The organism is Methanococcoides alaskense, assembly GCF_027594145.1.
In the GTDB taxonomy this organism is placed as follows: domain Archaea; phylum Halobacteriota; class Methanosarcinia; order Methanosarcinales; family Methanosarcinaceae; genus Methanococcoides; species Methanococcoides alaskense.
Window position 1 is genome coordinate 20673 of the sequence record NZ_JAQFFK010000001.1, and the last position, 19827, is coordinate 40499.

Here is a 19827-nt window from a genome sequence, read left to right on the forward strand (position 1 = left end):
TTTCAACTCTTCATATCAATATGGAAAACCTAATTGATATACCTCACCACTGCTCCGCTTCTTTAATATATAGGCATCATTCAGATGGTTATACGATAACCTGCTTCAATATGAACATAACTTTTCTTATACTTTTCTTTAATGGCATCAATGTTCGATGTGCAGTGTCCTGCACCTATGAGTTCGAGATCCTGCATCGCTTCAATATCCTGGCAGTCGTGTAATCCTCCGATGATGCCACGAACATTTCCAATTGAAGATGCAACCTCTATTATCGCTGGTAAGCCGGGATGCGCACAGCCGCTTATGATATAGACGCCTTTGTCAGTATCCAGCAATAGTGCCTGTTCCTTGATACTGTCTCCAAGTTCGCCGGTGGAATATACTCCTTCTGCGATCTTGCACATTCCGTTTATCTCATTGAGTTTTGCACGCTTTTGTATCTCGTTCTTGAGCTTTTTAGAGAACGATGCCAATGCGTATACTTCTATATTGGGATTCGCATTCAGAACGGTTGGTAATCCTCCGATATGGTCCCAATGCTGATGAGATAATAGCAGAATATCGTATTCTTTTATATCAATTCCAAGAGCTGCCATGTTCTCTAACAAAAGCCCGCCATCCCAGCCGGTATCGAACAAGATCTTCTGTTCATCGGTCTCGATGGAACAGGAAAATCCCCAGCCTTTTCCCAATCCTCTTCCGGCATTGTTGTCATAGACAACAGTTATCTCCATTATTGCTTCCCCATTTTAAACACGTTCTTCATATAATAGTTTGAATAAAGGGCTCCTGCGGGGTTGTGTGCAAGTACCCTGTCCTTGACGATGAATGTTGTAACAGGTGCTTCACTGTACTTGTTGAAAAGTATGTCGTGACCAAGACACAGGCCAATTATGATGTTCAGTTGTGTCCCTGCACGGTTCAGCACATTTGCCTGGGCTATAGGGTTGCAGGCTATCTCTATGCTTTCTTCCCGTATCTTATCCAGATCATAGGTATCTTTCTCCACACCACAGACCTTACAACAAACAGATTCCACTGTAAGATGTTTCTCCATTATCTCACAGAATGACTTAGCTTCCTTTTCAAGACCTATACAAAAAGCAACTCCGATTTTTTCATATCCAAGTTCTTTTGTAAAAAGGAGGATCTCTTCAAGCCTTGTTTTCTGCATGTAGTATTTTGCTTCTATTCCTGAAGCAACTTTCATGATCTCCAAGTCTTCGTTTTCATAATCTGCAAGAATGTCCCTGGGGGCGCAATTCTTTCCCTGGTAACAATCCTTACTGTCACAATCAGCACATTTCATTTTATCATCTCGTTGGAAGCAGTGTTACTTCTTTCTGATCAAGCTCTGAAACGACACGTTCCCATAATGCTTTGACCCCTTCTGAAAGAACATTCTTCCTGTATTCAACAACGGTTGTCTCTTCCCTCATTGCCATATTGGGTGATGGGTCATAAGGAAGCTTTCCTACAACCTCTACCCCTCTTTCATTACAGAACTCTTCTATTTTCCCTGCGTTCTTCTCATTGATATCATACTTGTTGATGCAGACAATGGAAGGAATGTCGAAGTGTTCTGTAACCTGCAAGACCCTTTCGAGATCATGCATTCCCGATAAGCTGGGTTCGGTCACGATCAATGCAAGGTCTGCTCCTGTTATCGTTGCAAGTACAGGGCAACCTGTACCCGGCGGACCGTCCGTTATTATAAGTTCGGCTTTATTTTCCAGTGCTATCGAACGTGTACGTTCTTTGACAGCACTTACAAGTTTTCCGCTTGCTTCTTCCCCGATCTCCAGTTCTGCGTGGACCATTGTTCCATGGTCAGTGATGGATGAATGAACATCGCCTGATCGGCTTTTGATCATATTTATAGCACTGGAGTTGCAAACATATTCACATACTCCGCAGCCTTCACATTTATGTTGATTTACGATCAGGTCATCATCGATAGCATTAAATTTGCAGGCAGTTTGACATCTGTAACATTTGATACATCTGTCAAGGCATATTTCTGCTTTATCCATGCCATAGAAAGGGTTCGTTTCTACAATCCTTGGTCTTAGAACAAGATGAAGGTTCGGTGCATCGACATCACAGTCAGCTATCACTGCATTTTGTGCCATTGCTGCAAATGAAGCTGTTATTGTGGTTTTACCGGTTCCACCTTTTCCACTGATAACTACGAGTTCCTTCATGCCAGCTCCTTTTTGTTGACTATTCTCTCAAATAAATTAGTGAATCTTTCTTTCCACTCAGGCATTTCCTCGACAAAGGGAATTCCATCTGAATATAGTTCTGCAATGCGTTTATTGAGGGGTATTCTCATTAGGACCTCAATGTTTTCCTGATTGCAATATTCATCTATGATACAATTTTCTTGTTCACTTCGGTTTATGATGACTCCGAATGGTATATTCATAATTTTTACCATTTTCACTGCAAGTTTCAGGTCATGTAATCCAAATGGAGTTGGTTCTGTTACGAGTATACAGTGATCCGTATCTTCTAATGTGGTCATAACAGGGCACCCAGTTCCAGGTGGGGAATCGATTATTGTTGGAATTCCCGGTTCAATGCTTCTCTTTAGTTCAGTTATGACCGGGGATGCCATGCTTTCTCCAATATTTAGTACTCCTTCATAGAGCATGGGGTGATCTTTCTTATTGGAGGATCTGTTGATGATGCCTGTAATCTTTTCCTTTCCGGAAATGGCATTTTCCGGGCAAGCTAGAATACACCCTCCACAGCTGTGGCAGAGAGTTGGGAACAGAAGCACTTTTTCTGGTAGTGTCGCAATTGCATTGAAACGGCACATTTCGGAACATTTTCCGCAGTGTGTGCAAAGTTCTTCATCTATATTCGGAGCAGTGATAATTGATTCAGCGATGTGCTCCAACTCTTTGTTCAAAAATAGATTGCAATTAGGTTCTTCGACATCGCAGTCGATCAGCTGTGCATCAGGTATTGAAAGTGCAAGGTTTACGGCAACGGTGGTTTTACCGGTGCCGCCTTTTCCACTTGCGATAGCTATTTTCATACTATTTCAGTGTTGGTGATGGTCTTCGTCATGTCCATGACCCTGACAGACATTTTCGCTGGTCGGGCTGACAAGATTTCCTTCTTTCCAGTCATTGATGGCTGTCTCCACAGTTCCCTGTGCACCGACAAAAACATCGATCCCATATTCGCAGAACATGTTCACGGCCTTTTGTCCAAGACCTCCGCAAAGCATTATGTTCACGCCTGCTTTTGAGAGAAGTTCTGGTGGTAATCCTACACCACCATTATGCTCGCTTGTGTTCTCTAATATCTCTACTGAGTTATTTTCGATATCCAGTACTGTATATGTCGGAACCATTCCGAAGTGCTGACCTACGAGATCTTCTAATCCGCCATTATTTGCTGAAGGTACACATACTTTCATTTTAATTACCTCTTATTTTATTTTGGTCCGGGAAGTTCCGGTCTTGATCCTGTGTGAGCAGAAGTGGTGGCATCTTCAATAAGATCCAGCTGTCCTTGCCTATATTGTGAAACCGTTTCCTCAACTGCGCCATTAATGCCTGTAAATACTTTGATCCCGGCTGCATTTAGCACTGATAATGCGTTTGGTCCCATATTTCCTGTGAGAAGGGCATCAATGCCAAGGGTGGTCAATGCCTGTGCAGCCTTTATGCCTGCACCCCCATCTGCTAAGGGTCCCGGGTTCTCAAGAGCTTCAAAGGTCATGGTATCATCATCTACAATGACAAAATAAGGACATCTGCCAAAACGAGGGTCACACTGGCTGAAAAGGTCAGTTCCTCTGGATGTTATGCATATTTTGATAATTTCTCACCACTTTTATCCTAATGTATTATGCACATAAGTGAGAAATTATTTAATCTTATTGGAAAACACTTATATATTAATTCTCAATGGGCACAAAAAACTCTTCTTTTTTCAAACAGCGGATATTATTTATACAGATGAAGTATGTTTACTTCTCATGTTATCCCTCTCCGAAGCTATCATACTTGGCATTGTACAGGGTCTGGCAGAATGGCTTCCAATAAGTAGTGAAGGCATGACCTCGCTTGTTATGGTCACTTTCTTTGACCGTTCCCTTTCTGAAGCCATTCCTATCTCTATCTGGCTTCATCTGGGAACATTGCTTGCAGCCACTGTTTATTTCAGAGATGATGTGAAAAAGCTCCTTTCCGGAATACCTGATTATGTTCGTAGCTTCTCTAAAAAAGAGCCTCATGACCCTATCATCAGTTTTCTCCTTATCTCCACGATACTGACGGGGATCGTGGGACTTCCTTTGTTATTGTTCGTCACCGACAAGGCTGAGATGTCCGGTGGCTCTGCAACAGCTGTGATCGGTATAATGTTGATATTTACGGGTCTTCTACAGAGGACGATCTCAAAGGACGTATCCCTTGCCAGAATTCCTGGTATGTCCGATTCTCTTGTCGCGGGGATTTCACAGGGATTTGCAGCAATACCTGGGATCAGTAGATCGGGTGTCACGATGTCCGCACTATTGCTGCGTAAATTCGATGCTGCGGATGCCATAAGGTTGAGCTTTCTCATGAGCATCCCTGCTGTCCTTGTGGCAGAGATAGGAGTTGGACTGATGGATATGGTAGAACTGGATGTCTACTCTTTTGTAGCTCTGTTCTTCGCTTTTGCTTTCGGTCTGGTCACCATCGACCTTTTCCTGAAAGTTGCGAAGAAAGTAGATTTCTCTTATTTTTGCATCGGGCTTGGTATTCTAAGTGTTCTGGCCATGTTCCTTTAATGCCGGCCTTCCAAAAGCAAAGCTCAGGGTTAAACAAGTTTTGACCGTCTAAAAAAAGAAAGAAAAGAAAAAGAATTGGACTTATTAAGTCCACTTCTCTACTTTTCAGAATATGATATGATTAGTATTTGTAGCTCTTTGCGACTTCGACCATTGCACGAAGGTGTGCGGTTGGGGTCTGGCTTACAATACCACATCCAGGTGCGAGAAGTCCCTTGCCGTCGAGTTCCTTAAGTACTCTCTTGGACTCTGCTGTGACTGTCTCAACATCTGTGTTCCAGAGACAGTTTACTGGGTCGAGGTTACCGACAATGAGTGTTTTCTCTACCTTTGATACAGCGGTTGCAGCGTTTACGTTCTGGTCAACACTGATCGCGTCTATGCCTGCGAGCTCCATGATAGCAAGACCTTCGGTTGTGTCGCCACAGACGTGGAGAACTACAGGAACATTGCGTGCGTGCATTGCTTCAACGAGCTTTGCATGGAATGGTACAACGAATTTCTTGTAGAATTCGCCGCCAATGAGTGAGTAGCTTGCTGTTGGGTCGATGATGGACAATGTGTCTGCACCGTTGTCGACCTGTGCATTTGCGTATGCGATTCCGAACTCGGTTGTGAACTCCATGATCGCAAGACCGTACTCTTCCTTTGTCATGATGTCCATGAACCAGGAGTCGCCGGTGATGTGCTGTGCAAGGGAGAAAGGACCGATCATACTGCCGATGATTGGAAGTTCAGCTCCATATTTCTCAGCGACGATCTTGATGGACTCGAGGATAATTGAGGTTCTCTTTGATGAATCATTGATGTCATAGCCTTCGAATTGCTTGAGGTCATCAAGGCTGTTTACAACGTGGTTGATGACGGATGGCTGCTGTACCTTTGTACCTTCCTTGATGCCACAGCCGAAGAACTCAGCTTCTGCGGTGATGTCGAATGGAACGCGGATAGCTTCGAATCCGATTTCGGTGTGTGCAGCTGCTGCGAGTCCTGCAAGCATCTTTGCATCGTAGTTTGCTTCTGGCCAGAATATGCCGGATGCTTCCATCAGGTCTACGGTACCGGTCTGTGTAACACAGACAGCTGGCATCCTGTCAACTTTCTCGGTCTGATTAAGTACAGCTGCTAATCTTGTCTTTGGTGTGTATTCAGTCATTTAAATTCTCCTATATATCAATCCTTTATAATCACTAAAAAGGTAATTACGCTATGTACTTAGCATATATATACCTTTTTATTTGGGAAAAACGCTTGCAATAGTCGCATTAGACAAGTTTTGTGGTTTTGTCATGTCAACGTTTCTTTGAATTTTTTGCAAGCTTTCTTCCTGTTTGTGAACGTGAAATATTCTTCTCTTTTTCAGAACACTGAATAGAGCATTGCTGCGGCACCTATGACCAGTGGTTCCATGACCAGGTCTATATCACCGTTCTCAGCGAGTTCGGGTGGAAGCGCGCAGGGTATTCCCGGAGTCGATACAAGGCATCTTTCTGCGATCATTCCTTCTGATATCGTATTGGCGTTAGGGGTGGCCTCAAAGACCATGGAGAACTTCTTAGGGTCTGCACTATCATAAGCGTTAACCCCAAGCTCTTCAATTGCCTTTTCCATGAATTCGGTGTTCGGGTCATAAGCATACACATTGAACCCTTTCTTCACCAGATGTTCGGTACCGGCATACCCTACACGACCAAGACCGATTACCAGCACATCCTTTGATCCTGCGTGTATGAACCTTGAGGCTATCTCGGAATAGATCACACCTGTACATATATGGTTGGCCGCTATCTTTCTGCTTTTCAGGTTGTGGGCGATGAACATGTGGTCATCCGCCATTAGAAGTATGTCCGCACCATCGGAAACTGCCTGATGATACCCGGTTATGTCGGGATGTTCTGTAATATAGCCTTCAAGTCCGAAATATTCGGTTATTGCGAGCAGCGATGAAGAAAAATTGCCTATTACCCCATTGCCTGCTGTTATGGGCACTATTGCAACCTTTTGCGAGGCTGGGCGTGTGCCATAGACATCTTCACAGATCTCTGTTATGCCTTTTCCGGTAGATGCCTTGATCGTTTCATTGCTCTGCCTAAGTTTGTTCAAAAGATCTTCCAGATCCTCAGGTGTTAATAATGCCATAAAGCTCACCACTCCCCATTAAAATGATCATCGATCCGCATCATGCCTCTGCTGCGAACCTCTTCTGTACTTTCCTTGTCCTTGCCCCTTGAGATAAGTGTGAACACATCGTTCTTTCCACTTGAATGGAATATTTCAAGGTTCTCTTCCTCATGGAATAGTTCGTATCGATCGCCCATGGAAAGTATGTGTTCTCCCACAGGTGTCAATCCCGGACTGTCCCATTTCAGATGTTCGAATATACAATATCCTTTCTCAGACGCCTTTTCGATCTCTTTCACGCCTTCGGTGAAAGCCTGCATAAGTAATTCTACAAGGTTCACACCACTTGAATGGTAGACCGCCGTAGGCGTCTGGCTTGGGAATCGTGCATCTATCTCAAGGACCTTCAATCCTTTTTTAGAATCAATGGCTTCCACATCCATGATACCCTTAAGGTTGAGCCCTTGGGCAAGTTTGTATGATATTTCCCTGAACTTCGGATCATGCTCTACCGGGGTTATCCTGTGGCAGTCATAAGTATCATCTATATGGACTTTCGTTTCCTTCACCACTGCAAAATGTTTGCCGTCCCCGATTATCTCAAGGGAGATAACATCGCCTTCAAGGTATTCCTCAACAAGCATATCCGGTCCGACATAGGCAAGTTCGCTATCATCATAGATTATACGTGTGCCAATACTGCTGCTCTCGCAGGGTGGTTTCACAAAATAGGGTGGTTGCGAAGGTCTGTCGCCAGGGGTCGGTATGTCGATGGAAACAAAATATTCCTTTGAGCGCTTCTTATCCATACTGATATGGTACGCATCAAAATCAAAAAGAACAGGACAATCAAGTTGGCTGCTGATGTCCCTTATAAAGTTCAGTGTATCAAGGTTCTCATTTACCGGAATAATGGCATCGACATTCTTTGATACTTCGATGAACCTGTCCGGCTCCTGGGTTATGTCAAAGCATAGCAGCTCATCAACAACATTCCAAATAAGGGGCTTCTTGTTCCTGTCTATCAGAACAACTCTCATCCCCGCTTTCTTTGCAAGATAGGTCACTTCGAAGCCCTGAAGTTTCCCCCCTATAAGACATACTGTCGTCACCCTATTGCCCCAACAACTTCTCAAAATCGCTTTGTTCGGCAGGTTCCATTCCCATCGTCTTAAGCCGTTTTATGACGCTCTTAACATCTCTGTCCCTCTCGGCATGTTCTCTGTCATAGTTCACAACGCCTTCAATGGCTGAATTGGATGATATTATAGAGGTGACCACATTTGCACCGGAGTTTAGTCTGTGCACCATTCCGTCAATACCTTCAAGGTCTAAAGATGCCGGAATGAGCAGATTTGGATACATCAATCGAAGTATTGAGATTATCTTGAGCTCTGCTTCACTTCCCTCAACATCCTTTCCTTCCAGGGGTGTTCCCTTTTGAGGCAGGAATGTCATGACCCTCACCATGTCGGGATTGGATGTTCCAAGTCCTCTCAGTGAGACCAGTGTGGATTCTATATCCGGTTCCACTGCTGTCAGGATGCCGTCCTCAACGCAATAACCTATCTTCTTTGCATGGTTCCTGGAGTTGATCCTCTCTTCAAAGGATTGTTCCACCCTCAGCTTTCCAAAAAGGTCCTTATCATAGGTCTCCTGGTATAGTGCAAGGAAGTCTGCCCCGTTCTCCTTCAACAGCATAAGGGTCTCATTATCAACAACTCCCGGGGATACCATTATTGGTTTTCCTACTTCTTCCTTCACTGTTCTGACAAGTTCTACCAGACGTTCAGGATTGTTATGGAAATAGGGGTCCTCTCCCATGGTGAGGTCAACCATGTGTATCTCTTCTGTCTTGAGGACCTGGCATATCTTCTTTATGTCCTCAAGTGTCAGGCGATACCTCTCGATGTCATTTTCACGGTTGTAATAACAGAAAGCGCAATTGTTCTTGCAGTGTGTGGAAAAGTACACGAAACTGTACATGAACACTTTGTTCCCAAAGAAATTATCCCGTATATGGCGTGCCACATAATGCAGTTTTTCTATTTCAGAAGGATCGCTTATCTGCAGCATTTCCCTGAGGTTCTCATCGGAAATCTCAGATCCGGAAATTATCTGCTCAGCATAGTCTTCCAGATCATTTTGGTCCATTTTCTCAAACAAGATGTTCACCTCATAGATTCGTATTGATTCCGTTGTAGTATAGTTCAGAACGGCCTGCACGGCGTATGTTCGTGTAATTGTGCCTGACCTTTAGCAGTCTTTCAAGACCGAATCCGGCACCTATCCACGGTTTATTCACGCCCCATTCTCTGTCAAGCGGGTTCGGTCCTACCACTGCAGATGACAGCTCAAGGTCACCATGCATGATGTCAATGGTATCTCCATATGTCATGCAGTTGTCAGCTTCGATCTCATATTCTATTCCAAGATGCTCAAGGAACTCATCTATGAGGCCTTCAAGGTTCTCTCTTGTACATCCTGATCCCATCTGGCAGAAGTTCACCATGGTAAACTCTTCAAGATGGCTGCTACCATCCGATTCTTTGCGGTAGCATGGTCCTATCTCGAATATCCTTATGGGGTCCGGAAGCACTTTGTCAAGCTTGCGCAGGTAATTGTAAAGGCATGGTGCCAGCATAGGTCGCAGGCACATGTTCTCATCAATGCGGAATATCTGCTTGTGGAGGTGGTCATCCTTGTCTATCCCCATCCTTTCGATATATTCGAAAGGTATCATTATGGGTGATTTTATCTCCAGATATCCCCTGTCCACGAAGAATTCGGTTATCGTCCTCTCAAGTTTGCCAAGACGGTCTTCCCTGTCTTCTTCGTACATCTTCTTAAGGTCGTCACGTCGCCTCTGTATCAGTTCTTTCTCGAGCACCTTGAACTCAGGCAACTCGCCCTGGATGGGTATCTTGTCATCAGGGGACATCAGGGTCTTCAGTCTCTCGATCTGTGAAGGGGTGTACTTAACCTCTGGTACTTTCACTTCATCTTTTATAACACTTGTAGAAGGAGTTGGTATTGAGTTTGACACACTTGCCTCCTTAGGGCTGGGTGTAGAAATGGAAACGGATCTAATGACAGCCGCTTTTGGCTTTTTTGGGACCTGTTTCTTCGGACTGGAGAATACGCTGACAGCCTGCCTTTTCTCTTTAAAGGTCTTCTTAACAAAACGGTCTATCTGCTCATCTGCCGGACGACAGCGTTTGCAGGGTTTGCGATATTTGTTATGCCTTAATGATCTTGCAGAACGGCTTGACCTGGAATTTCTCACAGTGAACCTTGCACCACAGTCGGTCTCAATGTGAATATGTTTAGTGGTTATCTCAAAGTTCCTTATTCCATGAAGCAACCCGCTTCGCGATAGCCATACTCCGTTGAGCTCTACTAGAACGTCCAGTAATTGCTTTTCCATAGTTCTAGGCTCCTATTGCGAAACACTTCATTCTATTATCTTCCTTTTAAAAATTGATGGGTGTCCATCATCATAAATAAAATATAATGTCCTAATGGAAAGCCATGTCCATTTGGCGGAAACTCCGGGAATCTAACCCGGCTGAACGGATTTAGAGTCCGTTCGATCTACATGATCAAGTCTCCATGTAGTTATGGGAACATCGGCTTTCCTGACATAATGGCAAGCACTTTGTATAGGGTAATACATGTGCCACCACGTTTGTAGTATCTTTGATAGATGCGGTCTATATTTAAGAATTTCGGGCTAATCTATACGACATCTTGTAATATTGCCTATGAATCATTTATGGTGATGATCATATATTGAAAGGTAATTACTGACCAATGTGCCTATTAATCTCGTTTTTGTATATTCTTGTGCTGTTCAGTAATTTGTCTGACATCTCTCCTAAAGTAAACTTTACATAACTTAATATATGTTTTCTTCCTATCTTTGCACGATAAAGCGTGGCGATGAATGTGGACAAAAAAATCAATTTACCCCTCAAAAAGCACATAATCGGTCTTGTGCCTGCATCCCATGGCGGTCTTGTCCGCAAGGCTTCGCAGGAATACGGGATCGCTGAATCTGATATTATCGATATGAGCGCAAGCCTCAATCCGTATGGCAGCCCGTTCGAACATTCCGAATACGGTCTTGACCTCAAGGCACTTTTTATCAGTGCAAGGGACGGGATGTACAATTATCCTGACAACCGCTATCTCGACTACAGGGAAGCTGCAGCCGGTTTTCTGGGCGATGGGATAAGCGCTGATAACATCATACCTGGTAATGGCTCATGTGAGACCATCCGTCTTGTTGCAGAATGCATGATCAATAGCGGTGATGTTGTAGGTATTCCGCAGCCAACTTTCGATGAATATGAGCAGCAGTGCAGGATAATGGGTGCCAGTATCCGTTATTTTGAGCATGAAGGCTTGATGGATATTACCGATGAGGCACTAAAGGAAGTAAAGATCCTTTTCGTATGCAATCCAAATAATCCTACTGGCAAACTACTTTCAAGGGATTCCATCCTTGAACTTGCCAAAAGGTGTGAGATGAACTCCACCCTATTGTTCGTCGATGAGGCGTTCAGTGAACTTGCTGACCCGTCCCAGAGCGTCGCGGACGTGGCAGCCACTAATAACCATTTATTTGTCCTTCGTTCCCTTACCAAGAACTTCGCTATCCCCGGTATTCGTTTGGGGTTCGGTGTTGCATCCCTGGAGATGGCAAAAGCACTCAATACTGCCAGGCTATCGTGGAACCTGGGCTCAGTGCCTGATGTTGTGGGTACTGCTTTGCTGAACATGGAGGGTGGATGCTACAGCAAATATTTCGTGGCTTCCCGTGAAATGATCGCAGAAGAGCGGGAATATCTGACAGAGCGCCTCTCTGGTATCTATGGGTTCGAACCGCTTCCAAGTACTGTTAATTATGTTTTTGTGGATATAAGGGAACTTCTTATGGATTCCCAGGAGCTGACCTCCCGTCTTGCTTCCCATGGTATCCTTGTAAGGGATTGCAGTTCCTTCTACCTGCTTGACAATGATTACATCAGGATCGCGGTCCGCACAAGGGGGGAGACCGACCGTCTCATACAGGCCATAGGTGATGTCCTTACCGAGGCTGGCAAGGATTATGCCGAGGAACGCCTGAAAAAGACCATAGAGTGTGCCGGGACTGGCCTGCCTGCCTGCAGGAATACATGTGAATATTACCCCTGTCATTTCAGCGGTCAGGATTGTACGTTCTGTTTCTGTCCTTTCTACCCTTGTGAAAACCCTAAAACAGGGGGTTGCTGGATTGAAAGTACTACCGGGAGTGAAGTCTGGAGCTGTGAGAAGTGCATAATATTACACAAACCTGAAGTTGTTCAGGAAGTTCTCCAGATTCTCATGAGTGACAGCGATACCGAGGATAACCTAAAAGTATCTTGGGAAAAGGTAGTAGTGCCTCATCTCTGATGTGTTTGTAGTGTTCTAAGCGCCGATATCTTTAGATGTCGGTCTCATATTTTTGATTTTGGAGGACTAAAATGGATGCTATTATTATGGCAGGCGGTCTTGCCCAGAGGCTTGGTGTGGAGGAAAAAGCATGTGTGATGCTTATCGACAGGCCACTTATCAGCTATCTTCTTGACTCGCTTCTTGGTGCAGAACACATCGAACGTGTTTTCGTTCAGACCTCTCCATATTCTCCTGAAACCGAATCGTGTGTCAGGGATCGCTATGGGGATGATGTTCTCATTCTCCGTACTTCTGGTGATAATTATGTTGGGGATATGGTAAATGCTGTCAAAGATGCTGGCAGCACCGGTCCTGTCATGATATTGATGCCCGACCTCCCTCTGGTCGAATCAGGACATATTGATACCATAGTTGAAAGCTATGAGGAACGTTCCATTCCGGCAATGTCCGTTTATGCTCCTATTGGGCTTTTCCGGGAGCTGGGGTTGCGGCCGGGTACAGTGTTCAACAAGAACGGCGAAATGCTGATCCCGGTGGGGATAAATGTCCTTGATTCTGCTAAGATAGAGGAAGAGCAGGTGGATTTCGATCATCTGACCACTATTCCTGAAGTTGCGATCAATGTGGACTCGGTCGTTGAACTGGCAAAGTGTGAGGAAATGCTATTGGCCAGAATGGTATAAAGGGATCGAATCAAACCAACCTGCTTTTCTTTTTTTTATTATTTTATTTATAATGTTGCCTTTTTATGTTCGCAGCATTGGTTTTTATTCAATTATGTATTTCCTTAAAGAAAGCTAAATTGAATAACTTAATATATTTTCGGTTCTTTACATTATTAGATCAGCGTGTCACAAGAAAAAGAACTCCCTCTAAAAGAAAACATTATAGAATTGGCCTGTCCTTCACATGGTGGGCTTATTCGTGAAATGGCTGGCAAGTATGGCATCCCGGCATCGGAGATGCTGGAACTGAGCGCCAGCCTTAACCCCCTCGGAAGTCCCTTCGACCATCCTTTAGGCGGGCTTGACCTTGACAGCTTGCTAGAGCATGCCATGGAGCGATTTGGGCAATATCCTGATAACCGTTATTTTGAATTTAGAAAGGCTGCTGTTCGTTTTCTGGACAACGGGCTGTCTGTCGAGAACATAGTTCCGGGTAATGGTTCCTGTGAGATCATCAGGCTTGTGGCAGAGTCAATAGTTGATCAGGGCGATATTGTACTGATACCTCACCCTACGTTCACGGAATATGAGCAACAATGCAACGTAGCAGGTGCCGACGTTCGTTACATAGGTCAGGATGATATCTTTGATCTCTCCGATGATGTGCTTGGGAGTGCAAAGATCCTTTTCGTATGTAATCCGAACAACCCTACCGGTAAGCTCCATAAAAGAGAGGATATTCTGTCACTGGCAAAAAGATGTGTTAGCAATAACACTCTCCTGTTCGTCGATGAAGCCTTCATCGAACTTGCTGACGATCCTTCACAAACGATCACTGATACTGTGATAGATAACGATCATCTTTTCATTCTTCGCTCTCTTACTAAAGATTTTGCCATACCGGGTGTTCGTCTCGGGTTCGGCGTGGCTTCAAAGACAATTGCAAATGCATTGAACACTGCAAGACTTTCGTGGAACCTGGGTTCCATTCCCGAGGAAATCGGAATAGCAATGCTTAACATGGAAGGTGGTTGCAACAGTCCGTATCTTGTGGCATCACGCAAGGCCATTGTAAATGACCGCAATTATCTTACTGAGCGCATCTCAAGGATACGCAAGTTCAAACCGCTTCCAAGCACCGTGAACTATATCCTCGTTGATATCAGTGCTTCCTCTCTCGATTCTGTTGAACTCTCACAGCGTCTGGCTGCACATGGGGTGCTTATTAGGGATTGCAGTTCTTTCCCGTCCATGGGTACGGATTTTATAAGGATCGCTGTCCGTCCCAAGGAGGAGACTGACATACTTTCACAGGCAATAGGAAATGTAGTTGTTGAAAAAGCAAGAGAGGATGCGAAGGCTGATCTTGTTTCAATGCTTGAAAGTGGGGATGCTTCTCCTTGTGGTGGGAATCTTGATTGCCCTTATTACCCATGTCACAGTTGTGAGGACCAGGACTGCACCTTATGCTTCTGTCCATTCTATAGATGTGAGGATGAACGTACGGGAGGTAAGTGGGTCGACCGCTCCAGTGGTGGTCAGGTCTGGAGCTGTGAGGATTGCGTCCTTGTTCATGAAAAGGATGTTGTAAAAGAGCTTCTCGATGTGCTTTCAGAGGATGGGGATATGGACCGTAAATTGAAAAAAGCGTGGGATAAGGTGCTGGAGCCTCGTTTATGATCGAACCTTTCCTGCCTGATGCGGGGCATCTGATATTCGTGCTCCTTCTGGCAACAGGTTTTGATCTGTTGATAGGTGAGCCACCTACAGCATTGCATCCGGTGGTCTGGATAGGCAATCTTATCGGATTCTTCAAGAAAAAAGTGCCAGCCACACATAAAAAAGCATATGGTGTGGTATTTGCTCTCATTGTCATCTTATTTGCAGCTTCTATAGCTTATGTTGTGCTTCTTATCGCAAATCTATCGTTCATTCCGGAATTCGTAGTGCTTCTCATCGAGGCCTATTTCCTTAAATCCACGTTCGCCATTCGCAGATTACTGGAAGCTGCAATGGAGGTCTATGGTGAACTGGAAAAGGGTGATCTTGTATCTGCACGTAAAAAGCTCTCAATGTATGTGAGCAGGGATACTTCACAATTAACCGAAAGCCAAGTGTCCTCTTCTGTCATTGAGACCTGCTCCGAGAACTTCGTTGACGGGATATTGAGTCCGTTGTTCTACTATGTGATATTCGGCCCTTACGGCCTTATAGGTGCTTATATATTCAAAGCGGTAAGTACGCTTGATTCAATGGTGGGCTACATGAATGAGAAGTACAGGGACATTGGTTATTTCTCAGCAAAGACCGATGATGTGCTTAACTGGATACCTGCACGTATATGTGTGGTGTTCATCATGGCAGGTTCTTTCCTTTCAAGTGTTCTTCTAAAGAGCAAAGGACTGGACCATATTGGGGCGTTCAGGTGTGCATCAACAGACTGTATGACAACGCCTTCTCCTAATTCCGGTTATCCAATGGCTGCAATTGCAGGGGCTCTTGGTGTCCGGCTTGAGAAACCCAATACCTATGTTATAGGCAAGGGCCTCTCATTGCCAAAGGCAGAAGATATTAAAAAGGCAGCAGAAGTTATCGGTATGTCTTCAATACTTGTTGTAATAATATTTGTAGCTTTAATCTATATAATATCGAATTTAATCAACTATCTATAATCGAACCTTGTAAGTGATAATTATGAAATTGTCAGATATAGACTCTCAGGATCTCAAAAAAGACCAACCAAAGGAATTGGAAGGCGATATTACTCATAATATCATCGAAATACTGGAAGAAGAAGGTATCACCGTGGATATGCTTGTTGATACTGCTCTTGAGCTTTATGCTCCTCATCCCGGGCTTGAGACCCGTGAGATTGCAGAGGAACGCTTCAGGAGGGAACTGGATATCGCTATCTCCGATGCTAACCTGTGTCTTCTGATATATTCCGGCATATTGCTGGAGAAGGAGGGCGAAAAAGGCAAACTTCCGAATATAAGCAGAAGTTCCTATGAGAAGGACCTGACGTTCATCATTGCCGATGAGGTCATTGGAATGAGCATTGCTAAATATATCAGTGGGGATAAGGGTATTTTCGAGTTTGTGAGGTTCGACAAACAAAAACCTGGTATCCTTTCAAAACTGGGGCCTTTCATGGATGATGTCATTGGAGGCCTTATCGGTGGTGTTTCTGCTAGCATGTACACAAGGGGCATGGCAGAAGCAGCTGTAAATGAAAGGAAGCCAAAGAAGAATCTCGAGAATAGTGGTGTGATAGCAGGATGAGCGGATTTTTACTTGCCCTCAGGACAAGCTTTGGTTTTCTTTCCACAATACCTGTGGGTATGTCCATGGAAGGGCTCGATGAACTTGTAAAGCGCAGTTATCTCCAGACCTTTGCAGGCATTGTCCTTGGGGCCATGATCGGGATTTTTGCATATTTGACTGAATCCTATCTCCCTTCGACCATAAGTGCGGTACTGATAATGGTGTTCATCTATTATATTACAGGATTGAACCACCTTGATGGTCTGGGTGATTTTGGCGATGGCGCAACAGCACATGGTTCTTTGGAAAAGAAGGTCAATGCCCTTAAGGACCTGTCTCTTGGTATCGGGGGAGTCAGTTATACGGTTTTGGCATTGATCGCCTTGTATGCCTCGATATCTTCCCTGCAGGCAGAAGCCCTGTTCTTCTCGGACAATGCTGCACTCCTCGTTCCCATCTCTCTTCTTATAGCTGAGATCGGCGCAAAACAGGCTATGCTGACCGTGGCTGCGTTCGGCAAGCCTATCCATGAAGGTCTTGGTTCCATGATAATCAATAACACTACATTTCCAAGATATGCTGTATCCTTTGTGCTTGGTGCATTGGCATGTGTGCTGGCATTTGGAACCCTTGGTATCATAGGTTATATCTCTGCGATCGTTACAGCTTTTGTAATACTGAACATATCCAACCGCCATTTCAAAGGTGTAAATGGGGATTGTATCGGTACTTCGAATGAAATTGCAAGGATTATCGTATTGATGGTGCTTACAGTTGCTATCACTGCGGTCAATAATGGTTACGGGGGTCTCTTTTGGACGCCGTTATAATGGCTGGTGGGCAGGGACTTCGGCTCGGTATGGGTGAAAAACCCTGTGTCGAGCTTCTAGGCAAGCCTCTCATAAGTTATGTGATCGATTCGCTTGAGAGGTCCTCTTACATTGATCGCATATTTGTAGCGGTCTCTCCCTCAACCCCTGCTACCGAAGAACTTGTGAATGAAAAATATGGGGATCACATACAGGCGATCAAAACCAATGGTGACAATTACGTGGGTGACATGGTATATGCGGTGGAGAGCTCTAATATCAGGGAACCTGTTATGATAATCATGTCTGATCTTCCAATGGTGACCCCGAAATTAATTGATTCCATCATTGAGGCCTATCAGGATTGTGATAGTTCTTCGATGTCTGTTTTCGTTCCAATCTCCCTTTGCAAGAAAGTTGGTATCAGGCCTGATACCGTATTTAATTGGGAGGGGAATCTTATTGTGCCTGCAGGCATCAATATCCTTGATGGGAAATTCATTAACGAGGAGCAGGAATATCACAATTATATGTTGGATGATCCTGAGGTCGCATTGAACATCAATACGATAGATGATATGAAGCGGTGTGAAGATCTCCTTATGAAGAATTTGTTCTCTAACTGATCAGGCGGGGTCATATGGTCGAGTATACAACGATTGATAATAAGAAATATTCTTTGAAAAGTCTCCGATTGATAACAGGTGATCTGTCCCTAGATGCGGATGTTACTGAGATATCTGAGGAGCAATTGCTTCTTTGTGAAGCTATAGATGATCCATATATACTTCCTTATTTATTGGATCGTTTTTATTCCTTTGAACTAAAGGATGCTGAAGGATTCAGATTATGTCTGATACGTATTCAGGTGGATTCTGATCTTCGTCTTAATGAGGATATACAGAAACACCAGCATCGAGGATATGTTGCGAGGACGGTCGAGAAATTGTTGTTCAGGGATATTTTCCTTGAGGTTCTACAGGAAGGGGAGGCAGAAGTTGTGGAGGGCTAAGTTCCCATCATTTTTTACATGGCATAAATCATTTTTTATATCATAACAAGACATATTGATGTTTCAATACAGTTGTTTCTAAGATGTTCGATCGATAGGGGTGCATCTTTTCATTGCTGTATGGTTCTCATAATTCTTTTAAAAATATTCAACATAATCTAATATAACTATCAGGTGTAAATATGGCTGATGAAGTAATTCAAGAAAGGGTCAGTACGGGAATTCGTGGGCTGGATGAGATGTTGAAAGGTGGTTTTTTCAAAGGGACTGCTAATGTAGTTTCTGGAAAATCCGGTACCGGCAAAACCATTTTCGGCACTCAGTTCCTGATGGAAGGTCTCAACAAGGGCGAAACTACGATGTGTATCATCACCTCTGAAGAGTCAAAGTCTCTTGTACGTGAAATGCAATCTTCTTTCGGATGGGATCTTGATGGTCTGGTAAAGGATGGAAAACTTGTATTTGTAGATATTACAGATCCAAGTCTTCGTCTTCAGAAAAGTGTGGAGATCGCTCCTACGGAACTTATCAAGAGCTTCAAGAAGCTTATTGAGAGCAAACTTGAGGAGATAAAACCTGATAGGGTCTTTATCGATTCCGTTGAGGCAATGTTCCTTGCTATCGAGTCCAATTATAAGCTTCGCACATTGATCGATGATGTCTTTGGTGTCTTCAGGAAACGCGAGGTCACTGCCCTTGTCACAGTAGGCTCAATGTTCGGTCTTGATGAGATGGTCGAGTATGGTGCTGATTCTGTTATCAAGCTCGGTCGTGAGATTATTGGAAGTAACTTGCAGCGCACTGTCTATGTTATGAAGCTAAGGGGTTCAGGCACTATCAATGAAGTAAGGGTGCTCAACATTTCCGACAGCGGAATGGCAGTACTTCCACAGTCTCCATACCTCGAGAAATAATATTTTACAGAACAAGAAGGTACCTTTTAAGGTACCTGATTTTAAACTTTTTTTGATAATTGATCTGCTTTACAAAAGGTACCAGTCCATATCATTGGTGGACAGGTCTTCGTGAACGCCAACAGTGCGTGCGTCGATGTTCATTTTTTCTGTGATGGAATCTGAAAAATCCTGAAGGTACTGTTGCTGGCTCAGGCTGCCATAGACGAAACGCTTGTCAGGGTTGGCAAGTTCTTCCATTGTTTCTTTTTTAGGAATGATCGAGACTTCTATATTTGTCATCTCAACAGCTTTTTCCATTGCTGTTCTGAAGTCTCCTATGCAGTAGGCTACCCTGTGCTTGTAGTTATCACGTGTTTTTTCGAGATATCTTGCAAGCCTCTCGCTTTCCATCTTTATAAAATCTCGTTTTATCTTTGCCACATTGCATTTTCCCATCATGAACTTGTAGTCTGTGAATGGATATTCTGTATCGATCTCTCGGGGTGTTATCCCGCAGGTCCCGAAAACGACCACATGTGCATCTTCCTGTTCGAGAATGCCAAAAATTATGCGGTCATACATTTTGTGTGACGGACTGGTATGGTATGGTTTTCTCATTGCACATGGGACAAATATACAAAAATCCCTTGTCGGTGGCTTATATTCTGATAATACCCATTCATTGGCACGTATCATGTCCGGGTGATATATCAGGCGTTCGGTATCAAGGGGCTCATTGGAGCGTTCATCTTCAGGGATTATAGTTTTCAACATGTGATGGATTCTAATAAACTATATATATAATTAACTACGTGAATGT

22 protein-coding genes are annotated in these 19827 nt (G+C 44.0%); 10 read left to right on the plus strand and 12 right to left on the minus strand.

All coding sequences use genetic code 11. The features are described 5' to 3' along the window. Positions 1 to 80: 80 nt before the first annotated feature. The 6 genes from PBV53_RS00115 to PBV53_RS00140 are packed head-to-tail and all read right to left on the minus strand — an operon-like array spanning position 81 to position 3843. Positions 81 to 737 carry an MBL fold metallo-hydrolase gene (locus PBV53_RS00115; protein WP_270095184.1) on the minus strand — a complete coding sequence of 219 codons (657 nt, stop codon included), beginning with the start codon at positions 735 to 737 and terminating at the stop codon, positions 81 to 83. Beyond that, positions 737 to 1312, minus strand: a complete 576-nt coding sequence (locus PBV53_RS00120; protein ID WP_270095185.1) for a DUF1847 domain-containing protein — start codon at positions 1310 to 1312, stop codon at positions 737 to 739. Before PBV53_RS00120 ends, PBV53_RS00115 begins: the two co-directional genes overlap by 1 nt. 4 nt (positions 1313 to 1316) lie before the next feature. Then, positions 1317 to 2207, minus strand: coding sequence for an ATP-binding protein (locus PBV53_RS00125; RefSeq protein ID WP_270095186.1), 891 nt, complete (start codon positions 2205 to 2207; stop codon positions 1317 to 1319). Next, complete coding sequence (locus PBV53_RS00130) at positions 2204 to 3049, minus strand: ATP-binding protein (RefSeq protein WP_270095187.1); 846 nt, start codon at positions 3047 to 3049, stop codon at positions 2204 to 2206. The genes PBV53_RS00125 and PBV53_RS00130 overlap by 4 nt, the downstream gene beginning before the upstream one ends. A 6-nt stretch (positions 3050 to 3055) precedes the next feature. After that, complete coding sequence (locus PBV53_RS00135; protein ID WP_270095188.1) at positions 3056 to 3436, minus strand: NifB/NifX family molybdenum-iron cluster-binding protein; 381 nt, start codon at positions 3434 to 3436, stop codon at positions 3056 to 3058. A 17-nt stretch (positions 3437 to 3453) separates the two neighbouring features. Then, positions 3454 to 3843, minus strand: coding sequence for a NifB/NifX family molybdenum-iron cluster-binding protein (locus PBV53_RS00140; protein ID WP_309739598.1), 390 nt, complete (start codon positions 3841 to 3843; stop codon positions 3454 to 3456). A 157-nt stretch (positions 3844 to 4000) separates the two neighbouring features. Here PBV53_RS00140 and PBV53_RS00145 point away from each other — a divergent pair, with 157 nt between their 5' ends. Then, the gene (locus tag PBV53_RS00145) at positions 4001 to 4798 is read left to right on the plus strand and encodes an undecaprenyl-diphosphate phosphatase (RefSeq protein ID WP_270095189.1); all 798 of its coding nucleotides are present in this window, start codon (positions 4001 to 4003) and stop codon (positions 4796 to 4798) included. Positions 4799 to 4919: 121 nt separating this feature from the next. Here PBV53_RS00145 and mtbA read toward each other — a convergent pair whose 3' ends face one another. The 5 genes from mtbA to pylS form a co-directional block, all read right to left on the minus strand. Beyond that, entirely contained in the window at positions 4920 to 5954 is a 1035-nt protein-coding gene (gene mtbA, locus PBV53_RS00150; RefSeq protein ID WP_270095190.1) for a methylcobamide:CoM methyltransferase MtbA, read from the minus strand. A 203-nt stretch (positions 5955 to 6157) separates the two neighbouring features. Then, entirely contained in the window at positions 6158 to 6937 is a 780-nt protein-coding gene (pylD, locus tag PBV53_RS00155) for a 3-methylornithyl-N6-L-lysine dehydrogenase PylD (protein WP_270095191.1), read from the minus strand. A 5-nt stretch (positions 6938 to 6942) separates the two neighbouring features. Next, entirely contained in the window at positions 6943 to 8031 is a 1089-nt protein-coding gene (pylC, locus tag PBV53_RS00160) for a 3-methylornithine--L-lysine ligase PylC (RefSeq protein WP_270095192.1), read from the minus strand. Between the two features lies 1 nt (position 8032). Beyond that, positions 8033 to 9085: a methylornithine synthase PylB gene (pylB, locus tag PBV53_RS00165; RefSeq protein WP_270095193.1), complete on the minus strand. Its 1053-nt coding sequence runs from the start codon at positions 9083 to 9085 to the stop codon at positions 8033 to 8035. 10 nt (positions 9086 to 9095) lie between these two features. Then, entirely contained in the window at positions 9096 to 10346 is a 1251-nt protein-coding gene (pylS, locus tag PBV53_RS00170) for a pyrrolysine--tRNA(Pyl) ligase (protein ID WP_270095194.1), read from the minus strand. Positions 10347 to 10861: 515 nt separating this feature from the next. Here pylS and cobD point away from each other — a divergent pair. From cobD to PBV53_RS00215, 9 genes are all read left to right on the plus strand, one after another. Continuing rightward, positions 10862 to 12358 (plus strand): threonine-phosphate decarboxylase CobD, encoded by a 1497-nt coding sequence (gene cobD / locus PBV53_RS00175; protein ID WP_270095741.1) that lies wholly within the window; start codon positions 10862 to 10864, stop codon positions 12356 to 12358. A 71-nt stretch (positions 12359 to 12429) separates the two neighbouring features. Next, positions 12430 to 13044, plus strand: coding sequence for an NTP transferase domain-containing protein (locus PBV53_RS00180; protein ID WP_270095195.1), 615 nt, complete (start codon positions 12430 to 12432; stop codon positions 13042 to 13044). Between the two features lie 165 nt (positions 13045 to 13209). Then, positions 13210 to 14706, plus strand: a complete 1497-nt coding sequence (locus tag PBV53_RS00185; RefSeq protein WP_270095196.1) for an aminotransferase class I/II-fold pyridoxal phosphate-dependent enzyme — start codon at positions 13210 to 13212, stop codon at positions 14704 to 14706. Further along, positions 14703 to 15698: a cobalamin biosynthesis protein gene (locus PBV53_RS00190; RefSeq protein ID WP_270095197.1), complete on the plus strand. Its 996-nt coding sequence runs from the start codon at positions 14703 to 14705 to the stop codon at positions 15696 to 15698. Before PBV53_RS00185 ends, PBV53_RS00190 begins: the two co-directional genes overlap by 4 nt. Before the next feature lie 22 nt (positions 15699 to 15720). After that, entirely contained in the window at positions 15721 to 16308 is a 588-nt protein-coding gene (cobZ, locus tag PBV53_RS00195) for an alpha-ribazole phosphatase CobZ (RefSeq protein WP_270095198.1), read from the plus strand. Continuing rightward, on the plus strand, positions 16305 to 17120 hold the full coding sequence (cobS, locus tag PBV53_RS00200) for an adenosylcobinamide-GDP ribazoletransferase (RefSeq protein ID WP_270095199.1): 816 nt from the start codon (positions 16305 to 16307) through the stop codon (positions 17118 to 17120). Before cobZ ends, cobS begins: the two co-directional genes overlap by 4 nt. Beyond that, positions 17105 to 17725 (plus strand): NTP transferase domain-containing protein, encoded by a 621-nt coding sequence (locus PBV53_RS00205; protein WP_270095200.1) that lies wholly within the window; start codon positions 17105 to 17107, stop codon positions 17723 to 17725. Before cobS ends, PBV53_RS00205 begins: the two co-directional genes overlap by 16 nt. 14 nt (positions 17726 to 17739) lie before the next feature. Further along, complete coding sequence (locus tag PBV53_RS00210) at positions 17740 to 18111, plus strand: hypothetical protein (protein ID WP_270095201.1); 372 nt, start codon at positions 17740 to 17742, stop codon at positions 18109 to 18111. A gap of 182 nt (positions 18112 to 18293) precedes the next feature. Then, a complete protein-coding gene (locus tag PBV53_RS00215; RefSeq protein WP_270095202.1) occupies positions 18294 to 19025 on the plus strand; it encodes an RAD55 family ATPase in 732 nt (243 codons plus the stop codon). Between the two features lie 69 nt (positions 19026 to 19094). Here the strand turns inward: PBV53_RS00215 and PBV53_RS00220 are convergent, their stop codons facing one another. After that, the gene (locus PBV53_RS00220; protein ID WP_270095203.1) at positions 19095 to 19781 is read right to left on the minus strand and encodes a DUF5591 domain-containing protein; all 687 of its coding nucleotides are present in this window, start codon (positions 19779 to 19781) and stop codon (positions 19095 to 19097) included. Positions 19782 to 19827 lie beyond the last annotated feature (46 nt).

Excerpts from the sequence above, each read along its gene's own strand:
- pylD (WP_270095191.1), bottom strand. The coding sequence starts at position 6,937 with ATGGCATTATTAACACCTGAGGATCTGGAAGATCTTTTGAACAAACTT.
- PBV53_RS00210 (WP_270095201.1), top strand. The coding sequence starts at position 17,740 with ATGGTCGAGTATACAACGATTGATAATAAGAAATATTCTTTGAAAAGT.
- PBV53_RS00180 (WP_270095195.1), top strand. The coding sequence starts at position 12,430 with ATGGATGCTATTATTATGGCAGGCGGTCTTGCCCAGAGGCTTGGTGTG.
- pylS (WP_270095194.1), bottom strand. The coding sequence starts at position 10,346 with ATGGAAAAGCAATTACTGGACGTTCTAGTAGAGCTCAACGGAGTATGG.
- PBV53_RS00145 (WP_270095189.1), top strand. The coding sequence starts at position 4,001 with ATGTTATCCCTCTCCGAAGCTATCATACTTGGCATTGTACAGGGTCTG.
- PBV53_RS00125 (WP_270095186.1), bottom strand. The coding sequence starts at position 2,207 with ATGAAGGAACTCGTAGTTATCAGTGGAAAAGGTGGAACCGGTAAAACC.
- cobS (WP_270095199.1), top strand. The coding sequence starts at position 16,305 with ATGAGCGGATTTTTACTTGCCCTCAGGACAAGCTTTGGTTTTCTTTCC.
- mtbA (WP_270095190.1), bottom strand. The coding sequence starts at position 5,954 with ATGACTGAATACACACCAAAGACAAGATTAGCAGCTGTACTTAATCAG.
- PBV53_RS00215 (WP_270095202.1), top strand. The coding sequence starts at position 18,294 with ATGGCTGATGAAGTAATTCAAGAAAGGGTCAGTACGGGAATTCGTGGG.
- PBV53_RS00220 (WP_270095203.1), bottom strand. The coding sequence starts at position 19,781 with ATGTTGAAAACTATAATCCCTGAAGATGAACGCTCCAATGAGCCCCTT.
- PBV53_RS00115 (WP_270095184.1), bottom strand. The coding sequence starts at position 737 with ATGGAGATAACTGTTGTCTATGACAACAATGCCGGAAGAGGATTGGGA.
- cobZ (WP_270095198.1), top strand. The coding sequence starts at position 15,721 with ATGAAATTGTCAGATATAGACTCTCAGGATCTCAAAAAAGACCAACCA.
- PBV53_RS00135 (WP_270095188.1), bottom strand. The coding sequence starts at position 3,436 with ATGAAAGTATGTGTACCTTCAGCAAATAATGGCGGATTAGAAGATCTC.
- PBV53_RS00190 (WP_270095197.1), top strand. The coding sequence starts at position 14,703 with ATGATCGAACCTTTCCTGCCTGATGCGGGGCATCTGATATTCGTGCTC.
- PBV53_RS00120 (WP_270095185.1), bottom strand. The coding sequence starts at position 1,312 with ATGAAATGTGCTGATTGTGACAGTAAGGATTGTTACCAGGGAAAGAAT.
- cobD (WP_270095741.1), top strand. The coding sequence starts at position 10,862 with ATGAATGTGGACAAAAAAATCAATTTACCCCTCAAAAAGCACATAATC.
- PBV53_RS00130 (WP_270095187.1), bottom strand. The coding sequence starts at position 3,049 with ATGAAAATAGCTATCGCAAGTGGAAAAGGCGGCACCGGTAAAACCACC.